Source organism: Proteus sp. G4380 (assembly GCF_963885725.1).
Classification (GTDB): Bacteria; Pseudomonadota; Gammaproteobacteria; order Enterobacterales; family Enterobacteriaceae; genus Proteus; species Proteus mirabilis.
The window spans coordinates 1-24,341 of sequence record NZ_CAWPAV010000068.1 but is presented as its reverse complement, the minus strand read 5'-3'; the positions used below and the strand labels follow the sequence as shown (position 1 = coordinate 24,341).

At 37.6% G+C, this 24,341-nt stretch carries 23 protein-coding genes; 12 read left to right on the top strand and 11 right to left on the bottom strand.

Annotated features, from left to right (window positions below; translation table 11 throughout):
* The first annotated feature begins 18 nt into the window (after positions 1 to 18).
* The 8 genes from AACU98_RS05995 to AACU98_RS05960 all read left to right on the top strand — a co-directional run bounded on the left by AACU98_RS05995 (position 19) and on the right by AACU98_RS05960 (position 9,481).
* Complete coding sequence (locus AACU98_RS05995; RefSeq protein ID WP_161734723.1) at positions 19 to 2,580, top strand: beta-ketoacyl-[acyl-carrier-protein] synthase family protein; 2,562 nt, start codon at positions 19 to 21, stop codon at positions 2,578 to 2,580.
* Entirely contained in the window at positions 2,577 to 3,794 is a 1,218-nt protein-coding gene (locus AACU98_RS05990; RefSeq protein WP_161734720.1) for a beta-ketoacyl synthase N-terminal-like domain-containing protein, read from the top strand. The genes AACU98_RS05995 and AACU98_RS05990 overlap by 4 nt, the downstream gene beginning before the upstream one ends.
* Positions 3,791 to 4,678, top strand: coding sequence for an ATP-binding protein (locus AACU98_RS05985; RefSeq protein ID WP_237612217.1), 888 nt, complete (start codon positions 3,791 to 3,793; stop codon positions 4,676 to 4,678). The genes AACU98_RS05990 and AACU98_RS05985 overlap by 4 nt, the downstream gene beginning before the upstream one ends.
* 157 nt (positions 4,679 to 4,835) lie before the next feature.
* Positions 4,836 to 5,543 (top strand): ATP-binding cassette domain-containing protein, encoded by a 708-nt coding sequence (locus AACU98_RS05980; protein ID WP_036895762.1) that lies wholly within the window; start codon positions 4,836 to 4,838, stop codon positions 5,541 to 5,543.
* On the top strand, positions 5,524 to 6,192 hold the full coding sequence (locus tag AACU98_RS05975; RefSeq protein ID WP_036895759.1) for a hypothetical protein: 669 nt from the start codon (positions 5,524 to 5,526) through the stop codon (positions 6,190 to 6,192). Before AACU98_RS05980 ends, AACU98_RS05975 begins: the two co-directional genes overlap by 20 nt.
* On the top strand, positions 6,192 to 7,499 hold the full coding sequence (locus AACU98_RS05970) for a hypothetical protein (protein WP_036895758.1): 1,308 nt from the start codon (positions 6,192 to 6,194) through the stop codon (positions 7,497 to 7,499). The genes AACU98_RS05975 and AACU98_RS05970 overlap by 1 nt, the downstream gene beginning before the upstream one ends.
* Before the next feature lie 11 nt (positions 7,500 to 7,510).
* A complete protein-coding gene (locus AACU98_RS05965; protein WP_004249071.1) occupies positions 7,511 to 8,449 on the top strand; it encodes an ACP S-malonyltransferase in 939 nt (312 codons plus the stop codon).
* Between the two features lie 21 nt (positions 8,450 to 8,470).
* Positions 8,471 to 9,481, top strand: a complete 1,011-nt coding sequence (locus AACU98_RS05960; protein WP_004249072.1) for a hypothetical protein — start codon at positions 8,471 to 8,473, stop codon at positions 9,479 to 9,481.
* Between the two features lie 57 nt (positions 9,482 to 9,538).
* On the opposite strand, the gene AACU98_RS05955 is transcribed toward AACU98_RS05960, so the two are convergent.
* The 11 genes from AACU98_RS05955 to greB form a co-directional block, all read right to left on the bottom strand.
* Positions 9,539 to 10,288: an amino acid ABC transporter permease gene (locus AACU98_RS05955; RefSeq protein WP_004249073.1), complete on the bottom strand. Its 750-nt coding sequence runs from the start codon at positions 10,286 to 10,288 to the stop codon at positions 9,539 to 9,541.
* A gap of 1 nt (position 10,289) precedes the next feature.
* Positions 10,290 to 11,027, bottom strand: a complete 738-nt coding sequence (locus AACU98_RS05950; protein ID WP_004246784.1) for an amino acid ABC transporter permease — start codon at positions 11,025 to 11,027, stop codon at positions 10,290 to 10,292.
* 97 nt (positions 11,028 to 11,124) lie between these two features.
* Entirely contained in the window at positions 11,125 to 11,964 is an 840-nt protein-coding gene (locus AACU98_RS05945) for an ABC transporter substrate-binding protein (RefSeq protein ID WP_004249074.1), read from the bottom strand.
* 203 nt (positions 11,965 to 12,167) lie between these two features.
* Positions 12,168 to 12,902, bottom strand: coding sequence for a phosphate signaling complex protein PhoU (phoU, locus tag AACU98_RS05940; RefSeq protein ID WP_017628646.1), 735 nt, complete (start codon positions 12,900 to 12,902; stop codon positions 12,168 to 12,170).
* A 14-nt stretch (positions 12,903 to 12,916) separates the two neighbouring features.
* On the bottom strand, positions 12,917 to 13,693 hold the full coding sequence (gene pstB, locus AACU98_RS05935; protein ID WP_004246787.1) for a phosphate ABC transporter ATP-binding protein PstB: 777 nt from the start codon (positions 13,691 to 13,693) through the stop codon (positions 12,917 to 12,919).
* 30 nt (positions 13,694 to 13,723) lie between these two features.
* Positions 13,724 to 14,626, bottom strand: coding sequence for a phosphate ABC transporter permease PstA (pstA, locus tag AACU98_RS05930; RefSeq protein WP_004249075.1), 903 nt, complete (start codon positions 14,624 to 14,626; stop codon positions 13,724 to 13,726).
* A gap of 1 nt (position 14,627) precedes the next feature.
* The gene (gene pstC, locus AACU98_RS05925) at positions 14,628 to 15,587 is read right to left on the bottom strand and encodes a phosphate ABC transporter permease PstC (protein ID WP_004246789.1); all 960 of its coding nucleotides are present in this window, start codon (positions 15,585 to 15,587) and stop codon (positions 14,628 to 14,630) included.
* Between the two features lie 75 nt (positions 15,588 to 15,662).
* Entirely contained in the window at positions 15,663 to 16,703 is a 1,041-nt protein-coding gene (gene pstS, locus AACU98_RS05920) for a phosphate ABC transporter substrate-binding protein PstS (protein WP_004246790.1), read from the bottom strand.
* Positions 16,704 to 16,905: 202 nt separating this feature from the next.
* On the bottom strand, positions 16,906 to 18,246 hold the full coding sequence (gene envZ / locus AACU98_RS05915) for a two-component system sensor histidine kinase EnvZ (protein WP_004246791.1): 1,341 nt from the start codon (positions 18,244 to 18,246) through the stop codon (positions 16,906 to 16,908).
* Positions 18,246 to 18,968, bottom strand: coding sequence for an osmolarity response regulator transcription factor OmpR (gene ompR / locus AACU98_RS05910; protein WP_004246792.1), 723 nt, complete (start codon positions 18,966 to 18,968; stop codon positions 18,246 to 18,248). The genes envZ and ompR overlap by 1 nt, the downstream gene beginning before the upstream one ends.
* Positions 18,969 to 19,116: 148 nt before the next feature.
* Positions 19,117 to 19,596, bottom strand: coding sequence for a transcription elongation factor GreB (greB, locus tag AACU98_RS05905; protein WP_004246793.1), 480 nt, complete (start codon positions 19,594 to 19,596; stop codon positions 19,117 to 19,119).
* 181 nt (positions 19,597 to 19,777) lie between these two features.
* Here greB and AACU98_RS05900 point away from each other — a divergent pair, with 181 nt between their 5' ends.
* The 4 genes from AACU98_RS05900 to AACU98_RS05885 all read left to right on the top strand — a co-directional run bounded on the left by AACU98_RS05900 (position 19,778) and on the right by AACU98_RS05885 (position 24,273).
* Complete coding sequence (locus AACU98_RS05900; protein ID WP_004250050.1) at positions 19,778 to 22,111, top strand: Tex family protein; 2,334 nt, start codon at positions 19,778 to 19,780, stop codon at positions 22,109 to 22,111.
* A gap of 453 nt (positions 22,112 to 22,564) precedes the next feature.
* Positions 22,565 to 23,245, top strand: coding sequence for a CsgG/HfaB family protein (locus AACU98_RS05895; RefSeq protein ID WP_012368537.1), 681 nt, complete (start codon positions 22,565 to 22,567; stop codon positions 23,243 to 23,245).
* A gap of 24 nt (positions 23,246 to 23,269) precedes the next feature.
* Positions 23,270 to 23,620 carry a DUF4810 domain-containing protein gene (locus tag AACU98_RS05890; RefSeq protein WP_004246796.1) on the top strand — a complete coding sequence of 117 codons (351 nt, stop codon included), beginning with the start codon at positions 23,270 to 23,272 and terminating at the stop codon, positions 23,618 to 23,620.
* The gene (locus tag AACU98_RS05885; protein WP_004246797.1) at positions 23,617 to 24,273 is read left to right on the top strand and encodes a DUF799 domain-containing protein; all 657 of its coding nucleotides are present in this window, start codon (positions 23,617 to 23,619) and stop codon (positions 24,271 to 24,273) included. Before AACU98_RS05890 ends, AACU98_RS05885 begins: the two co-directional genes overlap by 4 nt.
* The last annotated feature ends 68 nt before the right edge of the window (positions 24,274 to 24,341 follow it).

Below are 24,341 nucleotides of genomic sequence, written 5' to 3'. Positions count from 1 at the left end.
TATTATATAGGAATTAACATGAATAGTAGACGCCGTCGGGTTGTAATAACCGGAATGGGGGTTTTATCATCTTTAGCTAAAGATGTGCCTCAATTTAAACAGGTTCTTTTTAATAGACAATGTAATATTAAGCCCAGCCAACGTTATTTAAAATGGTTTAAAAATGCCAATGCCTCTGAGATTGAGATGGCATTAGATTATTCAGATATACCGCAGCATATCGCTCGATCACTAGACAATGCGGCATTATGGGCATATCGAGTCTGCAATGAGGCATTACAACAAGCAAACTTAATAGATAATCAGTCTATTTTAGATAATACCGCGATGATCGTGGGCGTCTCTTCAGCAGGAACGGAAGCCTTTCTGCCATTATTTGAACAACATATTGATGATTTTTCGATAAAAAAAGCCATTTTATCCGGTGGATTTTCATCATGTTGTTCGAGTGTATCAAGTCTACTTGGCTTACGTGGTGGCCTTGAATTAGTGGCGACGGCCTGTACCGCAAGCCCTAACGCGATAGGTATGGGGTATGATTATATCCAAAATAGCAAAAATCCTGTTGTGCTAGCGGTCGGAACAGAACCCATTTATCTTCCTACCTTTGCGGGTTTTTATGCCCTTAATGTGATGAAAACAACACCAACTTCCCCATTTTCAGGTACTCCTGGTATGTCTATTGGTGAAGGTGCTGGGGCGTTAGTATTAGAAGATTATCAACATGCGGTTGAACGTGGTGCGACAATATATGGTGAAATTGTCTCTTATGCGACATCTTGTGATGCTTACCATGAAACTAGCCCTGATCCTCGAGGAAATGGTGCGGTGCAAGTTATGTATAAAGCACTGGATAATGCGGGTATTACTCCTAATGATATTGATTATATAAATGTGCATGGTACAGGTACTGAAGCAAATGATCGCATTGAAACCATGTCGATGAAAAAAGTGTTTCCTAATATTTATCATATCCCATTAAGTTCAACAAAATCTTATGTTGGTCATAATATTGGTGCTGCGGGTATTGTTGAAATCATCGCGTGTTTTATTTGTTTAGTAGAAGACAAACTTCCCCCCACATTAAATTTCACTCAGCCAAGGCATAGCTGTGATTTAAATTATGTACCGAATTTCTTTCAAGATAAAAAAGTAAAATTTTTTATGAAGAATAATTATGCTTTTGGAGGAAATAACTGCTCTATTATCGCAAGCCCTTATATTACAGATAAAACACCGACGGAATATAAAGCTAAAAAAGTGGTTATTACCGGAGTGGGGGCGATTACATCTATTGGCAATAATGTAATGGAGATAATAACAGCGATTTCGGCAGGAGATAAAACAGGTACATTAAAACCTATCGTATTTGCGAGTGATGTGCAGAAAGATATCGACAACTTGATGTCTGTTGTCATAAAAGATAATGATTTTGAGCAATCGTTAGGACATCCTTATTTTGATCTCGACATTGATCATCGCTTAAAAAATAACGCCTGTTATCATGCTATCACTGACGTTAATCCGAAAAAAACATTACGTTATTATGATCCAAGAAAAGCTATTCCTAGCGGGACTTATGCCTTATTCGCTTTAAATGAAGCACTTGCTAATGCTGGACGCAAAATTAAACGTGATGGTGATAACTTAGGTTTTATTGTTGGAATGTCAAAAGGGCCACAAAGTACCGTTAATCGTTATTTACAAAGTTTAATTCCTGATCCGCAAAAAGTAAGAACATCAGAATTTCCTGGTACTTTAATGAATGCAGTACCGACATTTTGTGCCATCACAGAGGGAATAAAAGGTTATACCACGACATTGGCAACAGGGGTTAATGCTGCATTAGGAGCGTTAACTTATGGTTATGAAATTATCAGGCAAGATCTACAACCTCAGGTAATTGTCGGAGGGGCAGATGAGCACTTCAGTTCTATTTCACTCTATTTTCAAGCGATGAGTAAGAAAGTTAATCTGACCAAGAATGCGACAGATTATCAGGTTTATTCTAATGCAAGTGCCGGCTATATCCCCGGAGAAGGGGCAGGGATGTTATTTCTTGAAGATAAAGAGTATGCCAAGCAACGAGGCGCTAAAATTTATGCTGAAATTATTGGCTACGGTAAAGCGAATGATAATACTTTTTTAGTAGACGAAAATATTACTGATAGAGTGGCCGCCTTATGTAAGGCTATCCAACAAGCATTATCTGAGGCGCAACTCAGTTGCCAAGATATTGATATTATCTGTGGTACCAGTGATGGTAATAAAGAGAATGATGAAGTTGAAATCCGTGCGATTCGGCAACTATTTTATCAAGCGGCAAATCATGTACCAGTAGTTAATTACAATGCCTTTTTTGGTTTAGTTGAATCATGCGCTGGGATATTGGCGATCTCTTTAGTGATTCATATGATGCAAAGCAACACGATAATACCTATTCCTTATACAAAAAGTTTTATAGCTGATGATATTCATTTTGTTACCCAACCGATTAATAAGCAGATAGAAACTGCTTTAGTTCTTGGTTCATCAGAAGGATGTAACCACTATGCAATTATCATCAGGAAACCGTTATGAAAAATGTTGCGATAAGTGGATGGGAACTTAATTTACCTTCAATAGTAAATTTTGAACAACTTTCTGAACAACTCTTATTAAAAAGAACAATTAAAACAGAGAAATACTTCTCTGATGATTATTTTGTAGAATATTTTAAATTTAATCATAATCCGGCAGTGATCCCCTATCAAAATATTCCCAATGATCATTTTGAAATATTAACGCGATTAATTCATAACAGTTTAAAACGGGCTAATATCACCCTAGAAAAGCTTCGCGCTTCACGTACCATAATGTATCTTGCAGGTCACGGGCCTAGAGCTGATTTTATGGATTACCAAGGGTTTTATGATAAAAACGATGCCGAAGATGTTCAATATTCTCCGCAGATAAAATCACTCCATGCAGCCTCTTTTGCACAGGATGAATTAGCGAATAAATTGTGGGCTGAATATCAGTTAGATTTCCCACCTATTCCTATCTATTGTGCCAGTAATTCTGCGTTAATGGCTGTGCATATAGGACATAATGAAATAAGCCAAGATATGGCGGATATTGTAATAGTATTGTCGTGGAATAGCTTACTTTTACAAGATATAGCCTTTATGGATAGCCAAGGCATGTTAGTTGAAGCGCACGCTCAACCTTTGAGTAAATACAGTGATGGGGTCACCTTATCAGATGGTTATGCCGTGATGATTTTAGAAAGCCAACAACAGATAAACTCGAGACAATATCTTGCACCTGCTTATATCTATCATTCCGTTTTTATGCAAAGTAATGCTGAACGGACAATGGGAGGCACATTATTTAACTTTTATACGATATCAAAAGTGATTTCTCAGCTTCTCGATCTTAGTCATTATTTACCAAGTGATATTGGTGCTATTTTTATTCATGGTAATGGTTCGATTATTAGTGATAAAGCTGAGACGGTAGCTATTACTAACATCTTTAAACAACCCATTCCTATTATTAGCTATAAAGGGCAGATAGGTTATATTTCTAATTGCTCTGGTATTATTGATTTAATGATTATAGCTGATTCATTAAAAAATAATCGATTGATCCCCTCGACTACACATTATCCAATAGATGATGGAATGGAGGTTAATTTCCTCACTAATCAAGAGTGTGTGAACTATAGCGCTAAACCTATTTTAAAAATCGGCTTAAGTATGGATGGATCTATTATTGCCATGTTATTAATCGCAAATGGAGAGCAAGGATGAGGCGATTATTACCCAATGGTGCTATTAATTTAGCCGCTTATGCTTTTTTTGAGCCACAAGAGCCACTGATCCCTTTTATTCCTTCATGGTATAACGTATGGGAATCTCATATGTTACGTTTAGCGGGTAAAAAAAGCGCAGGAAAAAGTTGGAGTTTTCAACGCTATGGGGTCAATCATGATATGTATCTACGTGAAGGAATAAGAAAAACAAATTGTCGTCCTTACCTATCTGCAATAGAGCATGTGGTCGATCATGCTGTTGGTCAATTAGATACAAAATCACAATTCCTCTTAAAAAAGGAGCGAAATGGACTGATTTATATTGATGCATGGGGAGAGCTAACGGCTTTCGAACAGATAGATAGTTTAAGGGATGTGTTCACTCTTAATATTATTCCTAGAAATATCGTAAAAAAATACAGTATAAAAAATTTCTCTTGCAAAATAAGAGGCGAACGTAATGGTATGATGTCGGCACTATTATTAGCACAAAAGCTCATTAATAGTGATTTACTTGATAATATATTTATTTGTGGTGGTTTTCGGGCTGTACCAATTTTATCTTTTAGTGAAATAGAAAGACAACCTATAACCTTTTTTTTCAAGCCTAATACGTTGGAAAATATAAATAGTATTGAAAGAGTCGCCTGCATTATTATCAATAAAAAACAGTGTTCAGATATTTCGATTTCTATCAATCATTATTTTTCTATGAGTAAAAATAGAAAAAAAGCAATAAAGCAATTAGTTAAAAATTGGCACCGTTGTATTAATAAACAGACGGGTTCAATTTATATAACTGCGTTACTGACTTATAAATATATTTCTATACTTGAAACCGCATTCACAGCATTACCTGTTAATCTTAATTGCTATTTTTAAATCGTCTTTATGGTGATAGTGGGTTTATCACACCGGCTCTTATGTTCGATCATTTACAAAAAGCAGCAGATAGTGCCTCTCATTACCTTTTGAGTGCGTTTGATGGAGAAAATGGTGTTTGGCTGGTTGATTGTTGGAAACAATAATAAGGTATTTTATGTATGGAATAACAAAAGCACGCCAATTAGCATTATTTTCACTAACAAATATTAATAAATTTAATCATGATAAAAGCAACGCTGAAATAATTTTTAAAAATCTCACATTCGACATTAATAATGAGCATTTTACATTAATAAAATATCAACAAGAGAATGAAAAGAATGCATTGATTGATATTATTTCAGGAGTTGATATTCAATATACTGGTTATACTTATTTTTTAGGTAACTATATAAATATTCTAGATGAAAAGCAGCGAGCTTTATTAAGGAATGGAATGATCGGTTTTGTTTTCAAAGAAAATTACTTTTTTAATCATTGTAATGTATTTGATAATATTTATTATTCAGTAATCAATTATAAAGATAAAAAAAAGCTAAAGAATAATATTATAAATACACTTAAATCTATGGGCATAGAAAAACTCTATAATAAAACCCCAAAATCGCTATCAACAGATCAATTGCTAAAGGTTGCCTTTAGTAGAGCTTTAGTGAAAAAACCTAAGTGTATCATTGCTAATTATAATAATGATTGTTTCAGTCAGAATAACTTTGATTATTTTATCCAATTATTATCACAAGTACATAAAGATTTATCTATACCAATATTATTAATCACTAATTGTAATCATCCAAATACGGCTGTAGATAAAATTATAACGATTAAACATGGAGAGTTATATGATGGGGAGAAAACTTAATTGTATCGGTATTATTTTAATAATAATCTCTCTATTGCTCTCGCAAGTAGAGAGTAAAATAGACATTAAAAATAGCGATAAACGTTTTTTATTATTTATATCACTGAATACATTTACTGCCAGTGATAAATTGACCTCATTAATTTCAGAGTTAGAATACAGTATAAAACAAGTTGATCATCCATTTGATAAAGTCATTTATGGTTATGTCAGTGTATTTTTATCCGCTTATTATCATAAAAATAAAGCTTATTCTCAGGCTGCACAGACAATAAAAAAGGCCTTTTTTTATCTTGATGAAGTTGTTGAAAAAAATCCAACTAATTGGCGGTTGATCTATCTAAGATTAAGAATGGATGCTTTTACACCTCGTTATTTAGGGCGCTGTGTGGTGGCTAAAAAAGACAGTCAGCAATTACTTGAGAATATTAATATCAATAGTGAACTTATACCCATGATTAACTATATGTATGCGCGTGCATTATTTAGTTGTGAGCAAGTGACACAAGCAAAAAAGATCATGGCTCAATTACTTCAAGAAAATGAAGCGAGTAAAAAAATTGCTCGATATAGTTTCACTAGCGTTCCTCCTTGGTTATCTATTGAAAAGACCGCGGTTATTCAACCAATAACATTAGAGAGTGATTAATGGAAAATATTATTATATTCATCTCAATATTTATTTTGATAGTATTACTTTCTAGTTCATTATCTTGGTTTTATATCAAATACACATTAGGGTTACTTTATATAACCCTTAGCCATTTTTATCGAAATTTATGTTTTATCGTTTTACTCTGTGTCGCCATCTCGATTTTGGAGGGTTTTTATCATCACCTCACGCTACTGCTCAAAGAGCAAGTAGCATATTCCAATTTAGGGCATATCGAAATTTATAAAAAAGATAATAAACAGGATATTACTGATAAGAAAGATTATTTGGAAATAACCAATGCTGAAGAAATCATCCATTTATTAACTTATGATAAGCAGTTATTAGAAAAAATTCAGGTCATTTCACCACAAATTATTTTTTCAGGCATGATAGAAAATGTTATCAATAAAAAAACAGTATTGTTTTCTGGCCTAGCTATCGAGCCTAAGTCATTATTAACCATAGGAGCATACGATCTAACTGTTTCAGGGAGTGAATTGTCTCATGTCAGAAGAACAGAAATCACGATAGATAAGTTTATTGCTGATGCTATAAATATAAACTATGGGGATTTAGTTAATGTTGTATTTATTCATAATAATGAAAAAATGGTATTACCAACTTATGTACGTGGTATTTTTAACACACAAATAAATAGTTATCCTTATGCCATGATCAAAATTCCATTAGAAACACTACAATATATAAAAAAAAGTAAAAGTGTCTCAAAAATAAATATTCTATTAAAAAATGTGCATGATATGGATAGCGTAATAGCTAAAATAACAAGGATTAATAAAGAAAAATCTTTAAATTTGCAAGTGATCCCTGTTATTGAGAGACAAAGTTATATTATTTCTATTGTGACATTCTTTAAGTGGTCAATGCTATTATTGTATAGCATTATTGCTATTTATTATTATTTTTTAGTGAATAAAATCATTATCATCACTATCAAAAAAGCTATTGGTGATCTGTTCGAATTTAATCGATTAGGTATTTGGCGAGGTAGTTTTTCTCGATTATTTATTTTATTGGCTATTTTTATGACTATAACAATTTCTATAACGATATTATTAATTAATCAGCTATTATCTTGGTTGATTAATTTGAAACAAATCAATATTTCTTTATCTGATAATAATAGCTATTCATTAATGATCCCTTGGCTATGGCAATATGATGCTATGTTTAAAATCCCTCTATTATTATTTTTTTCCGCAACAATCGCTTCGTGTAACTCTATTTTTAAAGTTAGCCACTATTTACAAAAATATCAAAAAAATAATATTACTATTTAGGAGTATGGTCTATGCCATTGAGAGAGAAAAAGTATCACCAAAATCAAGAGAGCATTTTATTTTTTCCAGGTCAGGGTAGGCCTTATTTAGGTATGGGAAATAGGGTATATCGTGACGTTCCATCAATAAAAGAAGTATGGAATTGTGCGAGTGAAATAGCAGGGTTCGATGTAAGGACTGTTTGTTTAAAAGGGCCCATGAATAAATTGGTACAAACCTGTTATCAGCAAGTGGCGTTAACAACTATCAATATTGCTTCTCTTTATTTACTGCGTGAGCATTGTTGTGTGAATGAGGCGGGTTATTCAGGGCACAGCGCTGGAGAATATTCAGCGTTATTTGCGGCGAACGTACTGGAACTTGAATCTGTCTTTAAGTTAATTAGTTATCGCGCATCTATCATGCAACAGCTCGCTAAGAATAACAAAGGGGTAATGTATGTTGTTAAAAATTGCTCTTATCAGACGTTATCAACATTGATTGACCAGCAAGATCTCGCAACAAAGGTGAATATTTGCTGTGATAACAGTGAACTTCACCAAGTTATTGGGGGGGAGTATGCAAGTGTACGTAAGGTTGTTAATCAATTAGCTAATATGAAAATAGAAACGAATAAATTAGCCGTTAATGGTGCTTGGCACACTGAATTGATGAGCGAAGGGAAAAATTTACTTGCTCACTTTTTACAGACAATCCCTTTTTCAATCCCAGATAAACCCCTAGTGATGAATGTTTCTGCTGAGATTGTTAGCGATATTGAGACAATTAAACAGAATTTAGTTAATCAACTCACAGAAACCGTAAGATGGACAGCAACTATGGCGCTATGGTGTCATTTAGGCTATCACAATTTTATTGAACTTGGTGATAGCAAGTCATTGTATTATTTAGCGAAAAATTCATATACGCTAAAAGATAAAAATATATTGCATGTTAATGATTATATTTAATTATCTTATATAGGAGCAATTATGTTGCCTAATTATCATTATTATATGCAAGCGCATCATTATACTATGCTAACACCTATTTATATCGCCTCGATAGTATTAAGTTTATGCTTTATTAATAATTATAATGAGTTAAGTTTTTGGTTATTATTTATGGGTAACTTTGCTATTTTTATTGTCATTTTACTCAGTGCAATGATGAATGAGCGAATATATTGGCGATACTGTCTCTTTTCTGAAAAGTTTTATTTAAAAAATAATAATAAAAGCGAGACAAAAAGGACGATAATATCACGTTATTTTACTGTTTTTTCGTTAAGCTATATAATTGGGGTTATAATAATATTTCTTGTTACCTCTTATTTAATCGAGATTGTTTTTGATAGCCAAATATATATTATTATTTTTCTTGGTTTTTTCTTGTCACCATTAATGATATGGTTTTTTATGTATTTTTTGATCAAGTTTTATGTCAGTTGTTCAATTCATTATTTGAATAACTTTTCTTTATATAGCCGTGAGAAGAAAAAATTTAACATATCCTATCTTATTGTTAATGAGGTTTTTTTAAGTTTACTTGTTAATTTTCCTATTGTTTTTCCGCTCCAGAACAGTACTGCTTTCTCGTTAGAGCAAGGTTATCTTAATATTGAGTTTATTGTTGCATTAATCATTCTTTTATATAGTGTTCTGTTTGTTATGCTTTTTTTATCGAAGGCGAGTAAAATTAATTACCTAATGGGGATGATTATCTGTTATAGCTTTGAAGAAGATTTTGCTGAGGTAAAAAAAAGAGGCCTGTTTTGCCGTATATTATGGTTTCTGATTTTGATCCCTTTAGGTACATTGTTACTCTGTTTATTATTCTATTTGCTGAATATAAAAGAAAATTTCTTTTTAATTTATTCGGTGAGTTTATCTTTAGTTATTTATCTCTATTTTATTGAGCGGAGAAATAAACTCTATCAGGAATTTATATTAGCATTTGATATGATCTTACGTTTAAAAGCACTAAAAAATTTTAAGGAGTAAGACATTGTGATGGTTATTATTTAATCCCCTAATCAATATTATTAGGGGATGAATAAGTTAAATAATTTTTTCACTCAGTGAAGGTTTTTTATTAGGAATAACATATTGCCAAAAAGAGCGTTTTTCTTTTTGGGTGGTAAATAATTTCCCCACTCGGTTGGCAATTAACTCTAATGAAAAACAGAGCACAAAGTAAATAAAGGCAACAAATAAAAAAACTTCCATCGGGTACACCATGCTGCGATTATTAACTTGTGTTGCTAAGAATGAGAGTTCACCGACACCTACAACATAAGCGAGGGAAGTATCTTTAATTAAGGCTATCCATTGATTGATAAAAGAGGGCACCATCATACGTAATGCTTGTGGTAACACGATATACCAAAGCGTCTGCCAGCGATTAAATCCTAACGATAAACCTGCTTGCCATTGCCCTTTGCCAATAGCGAGAATACCGGCTTTAACACCATGAGCGATATAAGAGGAGGTAATAAGCGCTAGAGCACAGATCACGGTGGTTATCTCAGGAATTTCCATTCCTAATACCACGGGTAATAGAAAATAGAGCCAAAAAATCAGCATAATGACTGGAATAGCACGGAAAAAACCTAAAAAAGCGGCAAATAAGTTAACCCATACCCCTTTAAGCATGGCGAGAGCGATCCCCCCAAGCGTCCCTAATATAATAGATACAATACCGGCGATCACACTAATAAATATGGTTAAAGCCGCACCTTCTAATGGCCCATCAGGATACGCGCCAAAAAGTAGATACTGCCAATTATCAGCAATAACAGTAAAGTCCATATCAATATCCTTGCGCTAATTTTCGTTGCTGATGCCATTGCCCCCAAGCTTCCATTAATGCAATGGCAGCGATATACAGTATGGTGGCGACGCCGAACGCTTCAAAAGTACGTAATGATTCAGTTTCAACTTGCCTTGAAGCATAAGAAAGCTCTGCGACACCTATGGCCATAGTGAGAGAGGAGTTTTTGATAATATTCATATATTGACCCAACAATGGCGGAAGGGCGATACGAAAAGCTTGCGGTAAAATGACATAACGCATGGATTGCCAGTGGGTTAATCCTAACGCTAAAGCTGCATATTTTTGGCCTTGTCTGACTCCCTGTATTCCTGCTCTTAGCTCTTGGGCAATAAAAGGTACAGAGTAAAAGGTAAGCCCAATAATACCGGCTAAAAATTCAAAAGAGGGCCAAGAGAGCGTTAAGCCAAATAAAGAAAGTTCATGTGGGGTGTTAAGCCATATCATGGCCGTTTGTGGCAATAGTTCACCAGAAGCAAAATACCAAAAGAAGAGCTGAACCAATAATGGGGTATTACGAAAGAGTGAAGTATAAATGGCCGCACACCAACGTAATGGCGCGATATGGCTATCATAGGCAGCACTGAGAAGAAAACCTAGTAATGTGGCAATAATGATAGTCCAGAAAGAGATAAGCAAGGTGATTAAAAAACCTTGCCACAGCCAACTTAAGTAGTGAGGCTCAAGAAGATAGTGAGAAAGAAACTGCGCAAACATAATTATTACCTATTGCAGACGCCAAACCCCGCAGTAGCGGGGTTGGTGTTTTATCAATAAATCATCGCGATGAATTAAATCGTTATTTGCTCTACCATTAGGATTGAGGCGCTTGCTCAGAAAGTGGGGCAAACTTAAAGTCACCACGAGGTTGAGCGGACTTAGTATCTGGGCCAAACCAACGATTATAAATTTCGTCTGCTTTGCCTTCTTTCTCTAATCTTAATAGCGTGTTATTAATCTCGTTAATTAAACGCTGTTCACCTTTAGCTGCGGCAACGGCTTGATATTCTCGTGTAATACTAAAGGGCGATATTTCAAAATCAGCTTTGATTTTCTCAGGTAAATTAGCTAATAACCCTACTAATTTAGCATCATCTTGGGTTATCGCTTGTACATTGCCATTGCGTAATGCGGCAAACGCAAGAGGGGTATCGTCATAGGAGATGACTTTAGTTTCAGGATAGCGTTCACGTAAGGTAATTTCCTGTACGGTGCCTTTGTCAGCCCCAATGCGTAATGACGCAATTTGCTCAGGGCTGGTTAATACGCCTTTGCGCGCGATAAATTTCTGTCCAGTAGCAAAATAAGGTACAGAGAAATCGACTTGTTTTGCTCGCTCTTCGGTAATGGTGAAGTTGGCGGCAATTAAATCGACTTTTTTAGCGCTAAGTAGTGGGATACGGTTAGCTGGGTTAGTTGGACGTAATTCCAATTTAACCCCGAGATCTTTGGCAATTTCATTCGCAATATCTGCATCATAACCTGCCAATTTTTTGGTTTGTGGATCGATAAAACCAAACGGTGGGTTACTATCAAAAATAGCAATGCGTACCACACCTGCCTGTTTTATATCGTCTAATTTATCGGCTTTAGCCAGACCAGAAAAAAGCACTGAGCCGGCAATTAATGCCGTTGCCAAAACACGTAATTTCATTATTCACCCCAAAAAAAGTATTTTCATTGTTATGTTGGCTATCACGCTATCAAGTTGTTCTAAGTTCATAAAATAATAAAAAATGATATGGATATGCTTTTATAGAATAAGTTAAGGAGAGATAGTGACTTTATAAACATAAATAAAAAAACAGAGGCAAATAATGCCTCTGTTTCAGAGCGTAAAGAGAGTGAATAAATTATTTAATTAGCAGAATGACTATCATCATTTTTTGTCAGCATTCTTTCTACTTGGTCACCCCCTAAATGACGGAAGTCATGACCCTTGACGTAGTAGAAGATAAACTCACAGATATTCTGGCAACGATCGCCAATACGTTCGATAGAACGAGCACAGAATAATGCCGTCAGTACGCTCGGGATAGTGCGAGGATCTTCCATCATATAAGTCATTAATTGACGAACAATACCTTCATATTCGTTATCAATTTTTGCATCTTCACGATAGATTCGAATAGCTTCTTCTAAGTCCATACGAGCGAAAGCATCAAGAACATCATGGAGCATTTGTATCGCATGTTGGCCTAAGGACTCTAAACTGACTAGCAGTGGTTGATGTTGATGTGAAAATTTCTCAAGGGCCGTTTTACAGATTTTTTCTGCCACATCACCAATACGCTCTAATTCGGCAATAGTTTTAGAAATCGCCATAATAAGGCGTAAATCACTGGCAGTGGGCTGACGTTTGGCAATGATACGCATACAGGCATCATCAATGGCAACCTCCATCATATTGACTTTTTGATCACCTTCAATCACTTCATTGGCTAATGCTTGGTCTTGGTTATGCATTGCGGTAATGGCTTTTTTTAATTGCTCTTCAACTAAGCCACCCATGACCATCAGTTCTGTACGGATATGCTCTAACTCAGCGTTAAATTGACCAGAAATATGTTTATTGTGGTTTAAATTATCCATGATTTGCCTCGTTATCAGCCATAACGCCCAGTGATGTAATCTTCAGTTTGCTTTTTCGCTGGACGAGTAAATAATGTATCCGTATCACTGAACTCGATTAATTCACCCAAATACATAAATGCAGTGTAATCAGAACAACGTGCAGCTTGCTGCATATTGTGGGTGACGATCACCACGGTATATTCGGATTTTAGTTCACTGATAAGCTCTTCAATACGACCTGTAGAGATAGGATCGAGTGCAGAGCACGGCTCATCCAGTAATAATACTTCAGGACGGATAGCAATACCGCGTGCGATACATAAACGTTGCTGCTGTCCCCCAGAAAGACTATAGCCACTTTGATGTAATTTATCTTTGGTTTCATTCCATAATGCGGCTTTGGTCAGCGCCCACTGAACGCGTTCGTCCATTTCAGCGCGAGACAGTTTTTCAAATAAGCGTACACCAAAAGCGATATTGTCATAAATAGACATTGGAAATGGTGTAGGTTTTTGGAATACCATGCCTACTTTTGCGCGTAACAGCGCAATATCTTGTTTATCTGTCAGAATATTGTTGCCATCTAACAAGATTTCACCTTCAGCACGCTGTTCGCCATAAAGCTCATACATTTTATTAAAAGTACGCAGTAAAGTGGATTTACCACAGCCAGAAGGGCCGATAAATGCCGTTACTTTATTTTTGGCAATATCTAATGAGATATTTTTCAGCGCATGGAACTTACCATAGTAGAAGTTCAAGTCACGAACTTGGATTTTGTTTCCAGCGTTATCATTAGCCATAGTCATTCAACGTTCTCTCTTGCTTAACTTTCTGCGTTAGCCATGCTTATTTTTAGCAAACAGCACGCGCGCGATAATATTGATAAATAGAACACAGAGGGTGATCAGTAATACGCCAGCCCAAGCAAGCTCTTGCCATTGTGAGAAAGGGCTCATGGCGAATTTAAAGATAGTCACAGGTAAGTTGGCTATCGGTTCGTTTAGATCTGTGCTCCAGAATTGGTTAGATAGTGAAGTAAATAGCAGTGGTGCTGTTTCACCCGCAATACGTGCAATCGCTAATAATACACCCGTGATAATACCTGATACGGAGGCTTTTAACGTGATTTTAGCGATCATCTTCCACTTGGGCGTCCCTAATGCATAAGCCGCTTCCCGTAAGCTATCAGGGACTAACTTCAACATATTTTCCGTGGTGCGAATAACAATAGGTATTTGTAATAACGCTAATGCCACAATACCCGCCCAACCAGAGAAGTGCTGCATTTGTGCCACCACAATGGTATACACAAACAGTCCAACAACAATTGATGGGGCTGATAATAAAATATCGTTGATAAAGCGTATGACTTCCGCTAACCATGAACGACGTCCATACTCAGCAAGGTAGATACCCGCTAAGATCCCCAAAGGAGTACCAATGACCGTCGCCCATAAAATAAGTAGACCACTACCCACAATGGCGTTAGCTAATCCGCCACCATCGGTGTTAGGGGGCGGCGTCATTTCTGTGAATAAGGCCCAAGACATGCCATCAAAGCCTTTGGTTACTGTAGAAAACAAGATCCACATTAACCAGAACAGACCAAATGCCATAGTAGAGACAGATAAAAACAGTGCGATACGGTTTTTTTGACGACGCCAAAGTTGGCGTTTATGGCGTATATGCAGTTCTTTTTCTGTTTGAACTTGTAATGAAGAAGAGGATGTTTTAGCCATCTTAACGTGCTCCTTCATTCTTAGATAAACGTAGTGTCATAAACTTAGAAATCGCAAGGACGATAAAGGTAATGACAAATAAAATCAGACCTAATTCCATTAATGCAGCGGTATGAAGACCTGTTTCTGCTTCGGCAAATTCGTTGGCTAATGCAGAGGTAATACTATTGCCCGGCATAAAGAGTGATGCAGAGTCTAACTGGTAGGTGTTACCAATAATAAAGGTCACAGCCATAGTTTCCCCGAGCGCACGACCTAATCCAAGCATCACACCACCTATCACACCGTTTCGGGTATAAGGTAAAACGATATTCCAAATCACTTCCCATGTGGTACAGCCGATACCGTAAGCGGATTCTTTCATCATCACCGGGGTCTGTTCGAATACATCACGCATTACAGACGCGATATAAGGGATGATCATAATTGCGAGGATAACCCCTGCTGCTAATATACCGATACCAAACGCAGGACCAGAGAATAACTCACCGACAATAGGGACTGATGAGAGCACATTGCCAACAGGCTCTTGGAAGTATGTGGCAAAGAGCGGCGCAAAGATAAAGAGTCCCCACATACCATAAACGATACTTGGAATAGCGGCTAATAACTCAATCGCGATACCCAATGGGCGCTTTAGCCAATTGGGTGCCAGTTCTGTTAAAAAGAGTGCAATACCAAAACTCACTGGAACCGCAATGATCAAGGCAATAATTGAGGTAACGACAGTACCATAAATTGGTACTAAAGCACCGAATTCCTGTGCGGGTGGATCCCACTCTTTCGTCCACAAGAATGACAGACCAAATTGTTGAATACTTGGCCATGAGGCGAAAATCAGTGAAACAATGATACCTGCTAAAAGCAAAAGTGTAATTAACGCAGCTAGTCGAACTAGTGCGCTAAAAATAACGTCCCCTCGTTTACTCGGGGCCTTTATTACCGTTGTATGCTCGGCCATAAAGCCTCTTTAATTTATTACCCCCTGTGTTGCAGGGGGTGAACGTTAATCTATTTTTTAATGGTAACCCTTTGGTTAGTAAATTGGTTTACCATTACTGTCTTTGATGCTTGTTTTCCAAGCGGCACGAATTTGTTCTACCACTTCTTTTGGCAATACGGCGTAATCAAGATTTTTCGCTTCATCATTGCCTTTTTCATATGCCCAGTTAAAGAAATTCAGTACTTCTTTTCCTTTAGCCGCATCTTTTTGCGTTTGATGCACTAAAATGAAGGTAGTAGAAGTAATTGGCCAGGCATTTTCGCCTTTTTGATTCGTTAGGTCTTGTGCAAAGCTCTTACTCCAATCAATTTTTCTCGCTGCTGCGCTAAAACTATCGGCAGTAGGAGGAATAACTTCGCCATCTGCAGTGACTAATTGAGTATATGCAAGATTGTTTTGTTTTGCGTAAGCGTATTCAACATAACCAATTGAGCCTGGTAGACGTTGAACAAAGGCTGCGATGCCATCATTTCCCTTACCACCTAAGCCTGTAGGCCATTTAACGGTAGAGCCTGCGCCTACTTCATCTTTCCATGCGCTATTTACTTTAGATAAGTAGCTAGTAAAAACGAATGATGTGCCTGAACCATCAGCACGACGAACAACAGCAATGTTTTGGTCAGGTAGATTGAGTTTTGGATTTAGTTTAGCTATAGCAGGATCATTCCATTTTTGGATCTTGCCTAAGTAGATATTCCCGATAGTCTCACCGTCTAAGACAAGCTCACCGGATTTAATACCTGAGATATTGACTGCCATCACCACACCACCGATGACAGTTGGAAATTGGAATAAACCGTCAGCCTTGAGTTTTTCATCAGCTAATGGTGCATCAGAAGCACCAAAATCGACAGTATTAGCAATGATCTGTTTTACACCACCAGAAGAGCCTATGCCTTGGTAGTTAACTTTGTTGCCAGTTTCTTTTTGATAGCTATCTGCCCATTTTGCATAAACTGGAGCAGGGAACGTTGCGCCAGCACCAGTCAGTGAGGTCGTTGCCTGTGCAGAAAGAGCCGTCATTGAAAGTGCAGCGGCAATGACACTGGTCAGGGTGGTACGCATCAGTTTCATAATCCCTCCTGTGGGATAGGTAGAATAACTTTTCGACATCTATCAACTTCGGTTACGGTACGCACAGACAATAGGTCAGTTAGATGACAATTAAATGTCTTAATTGTGACAGTTTTATGACAAAGCAGAAAAAGAGTGAAAATAATGCATAAAAATAGGTGAGAAAGAATAAGAAGGGCGTTAACGTTGAAAAGTGAGGATATTAATCATCTTCGTCTTCTTGCACTTTTAACGGAAAGTTGGCACGGATAAGTAACCCGCCTTTCGTGCTATCGCCGAGTTCGACAAAGCCACCATGGGCATCCATGATCCGACGAATAATGGATAGACCTAAACCCGCACCGGTTGAACTTCGTGCTTGTTCCCCTTGAACAAAGGGTTGGAATAAACGTTGTCTATCTTCTTTGGCAATGCCTGGACCATCGTCTTCAACTTGAAACCAAGCATATTCTTCATTTTGATTACTTGTGATGCTTATCCAACCATGTCCGTAGCGTGTGGCATTAACAATCATATTGGTAAGCGCCCGTTTGACGGCAATTGGGTTTGCTGTGATATTGATAGGATAAGGGTATAAATGTTCTTCGCTGACTTTGCCTGAGTTAGATTCAGCGCAGATCACTTCACGCAATAGACCATTCATATCACATAATTCTAAAGACATCTCTTTGCCTGTGCGCATATAGTCTAAAAATTGACCGATAATGGCATCGCAATCTTCAATATCTTTATTGATAGAATCTGCAAGATAACTATCTTCAGGACTCATCATTTCTGTAGCAAGACGAATACGCGTTAACGGAGTGCGTAAATCATGGCTTACCCCTGCCATCACCAGTGTTCTATCATTATCTAATGAGCGAATATCTGATGACATTTGATTAAATGCTCGAATAATTGAACGCATTTCAGCAGTGCCAGATTCAGGTATTGGCGGAGGGATCACCCCTTTACCAATGCGTCGTGCTGCATATTCAACTTCATGCAATGGACGATTTTGAAAACGGTTATATAACCAGAAAAATGCCACTACGATGATGATAAAAATAATGGCTTGCCGATAAACGGGTAATAAGAAATTTTGCCCTAATTCGGTAAGTGGTACGCGTATCCATAGCGTGGGTGAGAGTTGGGTATTAATCCACAAAATAGGATACTCTAGGGTGTTTTCTAGCCAAATCGTCGTATCACTATTGAGATAATCCGTCATCTGCTGGCTAAGTTCTAAATCTTCTCTTGCCCACTCTAAACCGGCTTTTAAAGCGGCGTCTTTATCAAAAAATGAGATACCTAACTCGTTGTAAATTTTATTACGTAGAGCGGGAGAAATTTTAAGTGGGGTGCCATCGACTAAGATCAGTTCTTCCGGTACTAGCGTACGAATTTCATACGCTAATACTTTATTAAATTGCTGGAGGCTTGGCCCGACAATAAGATGCTGTACAACAACATAACTGGCTATCAAGCTAAAAAAAAGTAATAAGATAACCAGAAATAGAGAGCGAGTGAGCTTATTGTGGGGTGAAAGCCTCAGCCTTCTCATTATGATACGCTCGTTCCATCAGGTACAAAGACATAACCCAGTCCCCAAACCGTTTGAATATAGCGAGGATGGGTGGGATCTTCTTCAATCATGCGACGTAAACGAGAAATTTGCACATCAATAGAACGCTCCATCGCACTATATTCACGACCTCGCGCCAGACTCATTAATTTATCACGTGATAATGGCTCTCGGGGATGTGAAACAAGGACTTTTAATACGGCAAATTCACCACTGGTCAAAGGCATATGTTGATCTTCGTGGAACATTTCCCGCGTACCGAGGTTAAGCTTAAATTTACCAAATGAGACAATCGCATTGTCTTGTGAAGGTGCTCCCGGTAGTTCGTTGGCTTGGCGACGAAGCACCGCACGAATACGGGCTAATAGCTCTCTTGGGTTAAATGGTTTTGAGATATAATCATCAGCACCAATTTCAAGTCCGACAATTCTGTCAACTTCTTCCCCTTTGGCAGTCACCATAATAATAGGGATAGGATTGTTTTGGCTTCTCAAGCGACGACAAATAGATAAGCCATCTTCGCCAGGAAGCATTAAGTCGAGGACAATAAGATGGATAGATTCGCGAGTAAGTAAACGATCCATTTGATCGGAGTTTGCCGCGGTGCGGATTTGAAAACCCTGCTCTGTCAAATAGCGCTCTAATAGTGAACGTAGACGTAAATCATCATCCACAATCAGCACTTTATAACTGTCTTGCATCTTTAAGCTCCCGAAGTGCAAATGCTTTTATTAGCGAATTCTATCATTGATAAGAATATTAAACCAAAAACAAAGAATAAATATTAATGATTTATAGGCAAAACTTGTTCTGACTTTGTATCTTAGAATATCACACTATTTATTTATCTTATTCCGAATAATATTTGATAGATAATACGCAGTAATTAACGATGCCACCTGGCGTTTGCACGCTAACTTCATCATCCACTTTTTTACCGATCAGCGCTCTCGCGACAGGGGAATCAATAGAAATCCACTGTTTTGCTGGGTCAAATTCATCAGGGCCGACTAGTCTAAATGTCTTAATGTTTTCATCATCGTCTTCAAGGGTTACCCAAGCGCCAAAATACACTTTTCCTTCTTGACGAGGATCTGGGTCAACAATTTTTAATTCATCAAGACGTTTGGATAAAAAACGAACTCGTCGGTCTATTTCACGTAATCTTTTTTTACCATAGATATATTCAGCATTTTCCGAACGGTCACCTTGAGCCGCTGCTTCAGAGACCGATTGAGTGACGCGAGGACGCTCTTCTTTCCAAAGATATTTTAGCTCTTTATCCAAGGCATGCCAGCCATCACGAGTAATATAGTTACTTTTTGCCATTACCAATAAATACGATCATCAACATTGAATTTCATACAGATACTATAGCGCGAATCACAGAATAATCTGTTATTTTCCTCATAAATGTCATGCTTGGCCTATAATAAGCGGAATTTTTTTCTTATTGCGCGTGTATAATAGCCATCTTTTTTAACCACTCCTCTCGGTAGGTAAATATATTATGAATGAATCATTAAGCCGAATTATTGCACAAGAGCTATCAGTAAAGCCCCAGCAAGTACTTTCGGCCATTACGTTACTGGATGAAGGGAATACGGTGCCTTTTGTGGCCCGTTACCGAAAAGAGGTAACTGGTGGGTTAGATGATACTCAGCTTCGTCAATTGGAAACCCGCCTGAGTTACTTACGGGAACTCAATGATCGTCGCCAAACTATTTTAAAATCAATTGAAGAGCAGGGGAAACTCACAGAAGAATTACGCTCTTCGATTAATGAGACGCAAAGTAAAACAGAACTTGAAGATCTCTACCTTCCTTATAAACCGAAACGTCGTACTCGTGGGCAAATTGCAATTGAAAATGGCTTAGAGCCATTAGCTGATTTGTTATGGAATGAACCACAACATACTCCTGAAGACGCAGCAAGTGCATATATCAACCCTGAAAAAGGAATAGATGATAGTAAAGCAGCCTTAGATGGGGCTCGCTATATCTTAATGGAACGTTTTGCAGAAGATGCTGGATTATTAGCTAAAGTTCGCCAATATTTATGGAAAAATGCGCATCTTGTTAGCAAAGTTGTTGACGGAAAAGAAGCAGAAGGCGCTAAATTTAGCGATTATTTTGATACTCATGAGCCGATTGCTCATGTACCTTCTCACCGTGCATTAGCGATGTTTCGTGGTCGTAATGAAGGTATTTTGCAGTTATCACTTAATCCTGATCCACAATTCGAAGAAGCCCCCAAAGAGAGCTATGGCGAACAGTTGATTACGGAGCATTTAGGTTTACGTCTTAATAATCAACCTGCGGACAGTTGGCGTAAAGCCGTTGTCAGTTGGACTTGGCGTATAAAAGTGTTAATGCATCTTGAAACTGAGTTAATGGGTCAGTTACGTGAGAAAGCGGAAGATGAAGCCATTAATGTGTTTGCACGTAACCTAAAAGATCTCTTAATGGCCGCACCTGCAGGTATGCGAGCTACGATGGGGCTAGATCCTGGTTTACGTACTGGGGTTAAAGTCGCGGTGGTGGATAGTACCGGTAAGCTGATTGCGACAGATACTATTTATCCTCATACCGGACAAGCGGATAAAGCCGCTGCTAGTGTAGCGGCATTATGTATTAAGCATAATGTAGAATTAGTGGCGATTGGTAACGGTACTGCATCACGTGAAACAGAGCGCTTTTTTGCTGATACAGTAAAACGCTACCCAGAAGTTAAAGCACAAAAAGTGATCGTGAGCGAAGCCGGGGCATCGGTTTATTCGGCATCAGAGCTGGCAGCGAAAGAATTTCCGGATCTGGATGTTTCTCTTCGTGGCGCTGTTTCTATCGCTCGTCGCTTACAAGATCCATTGGCGGAATTGGTAAAAATTGACCCTAAATCTATCGGGGTGGGTCAATATCAGCATGATGTGAGCCAAACATTATTGGCAAAAAAATTAGATACTGTTGTTGAAGATTGTGTAAATGGTGTCGGTGTTGATTTAAATACAGCCTCTGTACCGCTATTGACGCGAGTGGCGGGGCTTAGCCAATCTATTGCTCAAAATATTATTGCTTGGCGTGATGAAAATGGCCGTTTTGTGGATAGAAAACAGTTACTCAAAGTGGCGCGCTTAGGGCCTAAAGCTTTTGAGCAGTGTGCGGGATTTTTACGTATTCGTGATGGTAAAAATCCACTTGATGCCTCAACGGTTCACCCTGAAGCCTATCCTATTGTTGAAAATATCTTGCAATCAATACATCAAAAAATTGATCAAGTCATGGGCAATAGTGCATTACTTTCACAAATCAATGCCAGAGAATTTGTCACCGAGCAGTTCGGTTTACCTACCATTAATGACATCTTAAAGGAGCTTGCTAAACCGGGGCGTGATCCTCGTCCTGAGTTTAAAACAGCCACCTTTGCCGAAGGTGTTGAAACAATGAATGATTTAGTCAGTGGTATGATATTGGAAGGTACTGTAACTAATGTGACTAATTTTGGTGCCTTTGTAGATATTGGGGTACACCAAGATGGATTAGTGCATATTTCATCACTGTCGGATAGATTTGTTGAAGATCCCCATACTGTGGTAAAAACCGGCGATATTGTGAAGGTAAAAGTCCTTGAAGTCGATTTACCGCGTAAACGTATTGCGTTAACCATGCGTTTAGATGAAGTGGCTGCTGATAGTGATCATAAACGCCAGTCAGTGACTAAGGATAATGCTTCTAAACATAGTCGCGGGCAAAAACCGACCAGAAACCGCCAATCAAATACGGGTAACAATGCAGGTAATAGTGCGATGAGCGATGCATTGGCCGCAGCATTTGGTAAAAAACGCTAATATCTTATAGGCAGCCATCAATATTAACGTGAAGTAATAAATTGTATTACTTCACGTTTCATAACTATTCACTCAATCTATGGTTTGATGAATAAAAAGCCAAAAGTAATCAGCAACTAAATTATTTTGTTAATATAAAATATACTTTTAGTCTTTTGTCTGAGTCTGCTTTTATCTAACTTAAGGTATATTGCTAATATAATAGATAGAATATAACGTATTTTATCTTTATATTCATTTGTTGTTTCTTTTATCAACATTTTTCTATTTTCCCTATGGGTGATTAATTTTATATTAAAAATAAGTTGATCCCATTATTAACCTTACTACTGTTATGGTTTAATGGCGGGTAAAATAGAAACGTAAATTAAAATTTATCTTATTTTATTGTTCGTCATAGGATTTGCACAACAAAAATCAATGACGATAGGTTTATTTCACCGATATTGGATGATGAAAATGACATTTAATAAATTATCATTAGGGGTAGTTTTACTTTCTGCTTCATTACTAGCAGGTTGTGCCTCAGAATCTTCTCGCTCTTTAGAGGTTGCTAAAGTGGCTACCTATAATACGACTTACTCAGGACCTAAGAGTGCCATTGCTATTGGTAAGTTTGATAACCGTTCTAATTACATGAATGGTATTTTTTCTGATGGTGTGGATAGATTGGGTAATCAATCTAAAACGATTTTAATTACACATTTACAACAAACAGGCCGTTTTAATGTTTTAGATCGCGCTAACTTAACGGAGTTAACACAAGAAGCGAAGATTAAAGGCCAAAGTCAGCAATTAAAAGGCGCAACTTACGTTATTACTGGTGATGTGACAGAGTTTGGTCGCAAAGAAGTAGGTGATCGCCAACTATTTGGTATCTTAGGACGTGGAAAAACCCAAGTTGCTTATGCCAAAGTGAACTTAAATGTTGTGAATGTGAATACCTCTGAAGTGGTGTTCTCTACGCAAGGTGCGGGGGAATACGAGCTTTCTAATCGTGAGATTGTTGGTTTTGGTGGCACAGCAAGTTATGACTCAACACTTAATGGTAAAGTGCTTGATTTAGCCATTCGTGAAGCGGTGAATAATTTAGTTGCAGGGATTGAAAGCCATGCTTGGCAGCCTGAGCAGTAACCCCAATTTTATAAGGATATAAAAATGTCAAAATCATTGCTGGGGTTGCTATTTGCCTCGTTGTTATTGGTTGGGTGCCAAGCGCCAAAGCCTCTTTATAACTGGGATAGTTATCAAACGGTGGTATATCAATATTATCAACAAAGTGAAAGTGATCCTCATGCGCAAATCGATGCATTGAAAAAAAGCATCGAGGTTGCCCGAGCGAAATCATTAGGCGTTCCACCGGGGTTACATGCACATTTGGGCATGTTATATGTGACCACTGGCGCATTAGACTTAGCCATGAGTGAGTTTGATCAGGAGAAAACCCTTTATCCTGAATCAGCAAAGTTTATGGATTTTCTGATGAAAAATAAGGGAGCACAAAAATGAATCGCATTTTAACGTTAGTTTTTGTGGCATTTGCTTTTGTGTTATCAGGATGTGCAGAGCCAGTCAAAACAGACTATACCGCCTTTAAAGCAAGTAAACCAAAAAGCATTTTAGTGCTGTTACCTAAAAATCAGACTCCAGAAGTAGAAGCTGCCCATAGCTTTTTATCTCAAGTGACTTATCCTTTGGCGGAAGCTGGCTATTATGTTTTTCCTGTCGCCGTTGTTGAAGAGACCTTTAAACAAAATGGTTTGTCAACGGGAAGCGATATCCAAGCGGTGAGTCCTAGTAAGTTACGTGAGATTTTTGGTGCGGATTCTGTGCTCTATTTGGATGTCACCCAATATGGTACTTCTTATCAAGTGATCGCCAGTGAGACGCGTGTCAGTGCCAGTGCTAAATTGGTTGATTTACGTAATGGTGCCTTACTGTGGAGTGGACATGCCAGTGCATCGAGTGCAGAAGGGGATACAGCATCGAATGGTTTGGTGGGCATGTTAGTTTCTGCAGTAGTGACTCAAATTGTTGATACTATTGCAGATAAAAGTCATGAAATTGCAGGAGTAGCAAGTGTGCGTTTACTTTCTGCTGGACATGCCAATGGGATCTTATATGGTCCTCGCTCTCCCCACTATGAAAAAGAGGGACAATAACAGTTTGTTATAGTAATTACTCTTTTAAAAGACGCGGTTTATATTGTAAATATAAGCCGCGTTTTTAT

Coding starts and splice junctions, on each gene's coding strand:
- AACU98_RS05995 (WP_161734723.1), top strand. CDS start 19: ATGAATAGTAGACGCCGTCGGGTTGTAATAACCGGAATGGGGGTTTTA.
- AACU98_RS05990 (WP_161734720.1), top strand. CDS start 2,577: ATGAAAAATGTTGCGATAAGTGGATGGGAACTTAATTTACCTTCAATA.
- AACU98_RS05985 (WP_237612217.1), top strand. CDS start 3,791: ATGAGGCGATTATTACCCAATGGTGCTATTAATTTAGCCGCTTATGCT.
- AACU98_RS05980 (WP_036895762.1), top strand. CDS start 4,836: ATGTATGGAATAACAAAAGCACGCCAATTAGCATTATTTTCACTAACA.
- AACU98_RS05975 (WP_036895759.1), top strand. CDS start 5,524: ATGATGGGGAGAAAACTTAATTGTATCGGTATTATTTTAATAATAATC.
- AACU98_RS05970 (WP_036895758.1), top strand. CDS start 6,192: ATGGAAAATATTATTATATTCATCTCAATATTTATTTTGATAGTATTA.
- AACU98_RS05965 (WP_004249071.1), top strand. CDS start 7,511: ATGCCATTGAGAGAGAAAAAGTATCACCAAAATCAAGAGAGCATTTTA.
- AACU98_RS05960 (WP_004249072.1), top strand. CDS start 8,471: ATGTTGCCTAATTATCATTATTATATGCAAGCGCATCATTATACTATG.
- AACU98_RS05955 (WP_004249073.1), bottom strand. CDS start 10,288: ATGGACTTTACTGTTATTGCTGATAATTGGCAGTATCTACTTTTTGGC.
- AACU98_RS05950 (WP_004246784.1), bottom strand. CDS start 11,027: ATGTTTGCGCAGTTTCTTTCTCACTATCTTCTTGAGCCTCACTACTTA.
- AACU98_RS05945 (WP_004249074.1), bottom strand. CDS start 11,964: ATGAAATTACGTGTTTTGGCAACGGCATTAATTGCCGGCTCAGTGCTT.
- phoU (WP_017628646.1), bottom strand. CDS start 12,902: ATGGATAATTTAAACCACAATAAACATATTTCTGGTCAATTTAACGCT.
- pstB (WP_004246787.1), bottom strand. CDS start 13,693: ATGACTATGGCTAATGATAACGCTGGAAACAAAATCCAAGTTCGTGAC.
- pstA (WP_004249075.1), bottom strand. CDS start 14,626: ATGGCTAAAACATCCTCTTCTTCATTACAAGTTCAAACAGAAAAAGAA.
- pstC (WP_004246789.1), bottom strand. CDS start 15,587: ATGGCCGAGCATACAACGGTAATAAAGGCCCCGAGTAAACGAGGGGAC.
- pstS (WP_004246790.1), bottom strand. CDS start 16,703: ATGAAACTGATGCGTACCACCCTGACCAGTGTCATTGCCGCTGCACTT.
- envZ (WP_004246791.1), bottom strand. CDS start 18,246: ATGAGAAGGCTGAGGCTTTCACCCCACAATAAGCTCACTCGCTCTCTA.
- ompR (WP_004246792.1), bottom strand. CDS start 18,968: ATGCAAGACAGTTATAAAGTGCTGATTGTGGATGATGATTTACGTCTA.
- greB (WP_004246793.1), bottom strand. CDS start 19,596: ATGGCAAAAAGTAACTATATTACTCGTGATGGCTGGCATGCCTTGGAT.
- AACU98_RS05900 (WP_004250050.1), top strand. CDS start 19,778: ATGAATGAATCATTAAGCCGAATTATTGCACAAGAGCTATCAGTAAAG.
- AACU98_RS05895 (WP_012368537.1), top strand. CDS start 22,565: ATGAAAATGACATTTAATAAATTATCATTAGGGGTAGTTTTACTTTCT.
- AACU98_RS05890 (WP_004246796.1), top strand. CDS start 23,270: ATGTCAAAATCATTGCTGGGGTTGCTATTTGCCTCGTTGTTATTGGTT.
- AACU98_RS05885 (WP_004246797.1), top strand. CDS start 23,617: ATGAATCGCATTTTAACGTTAGTTTTTGTGGCATTTGCTTTTGTGTTA.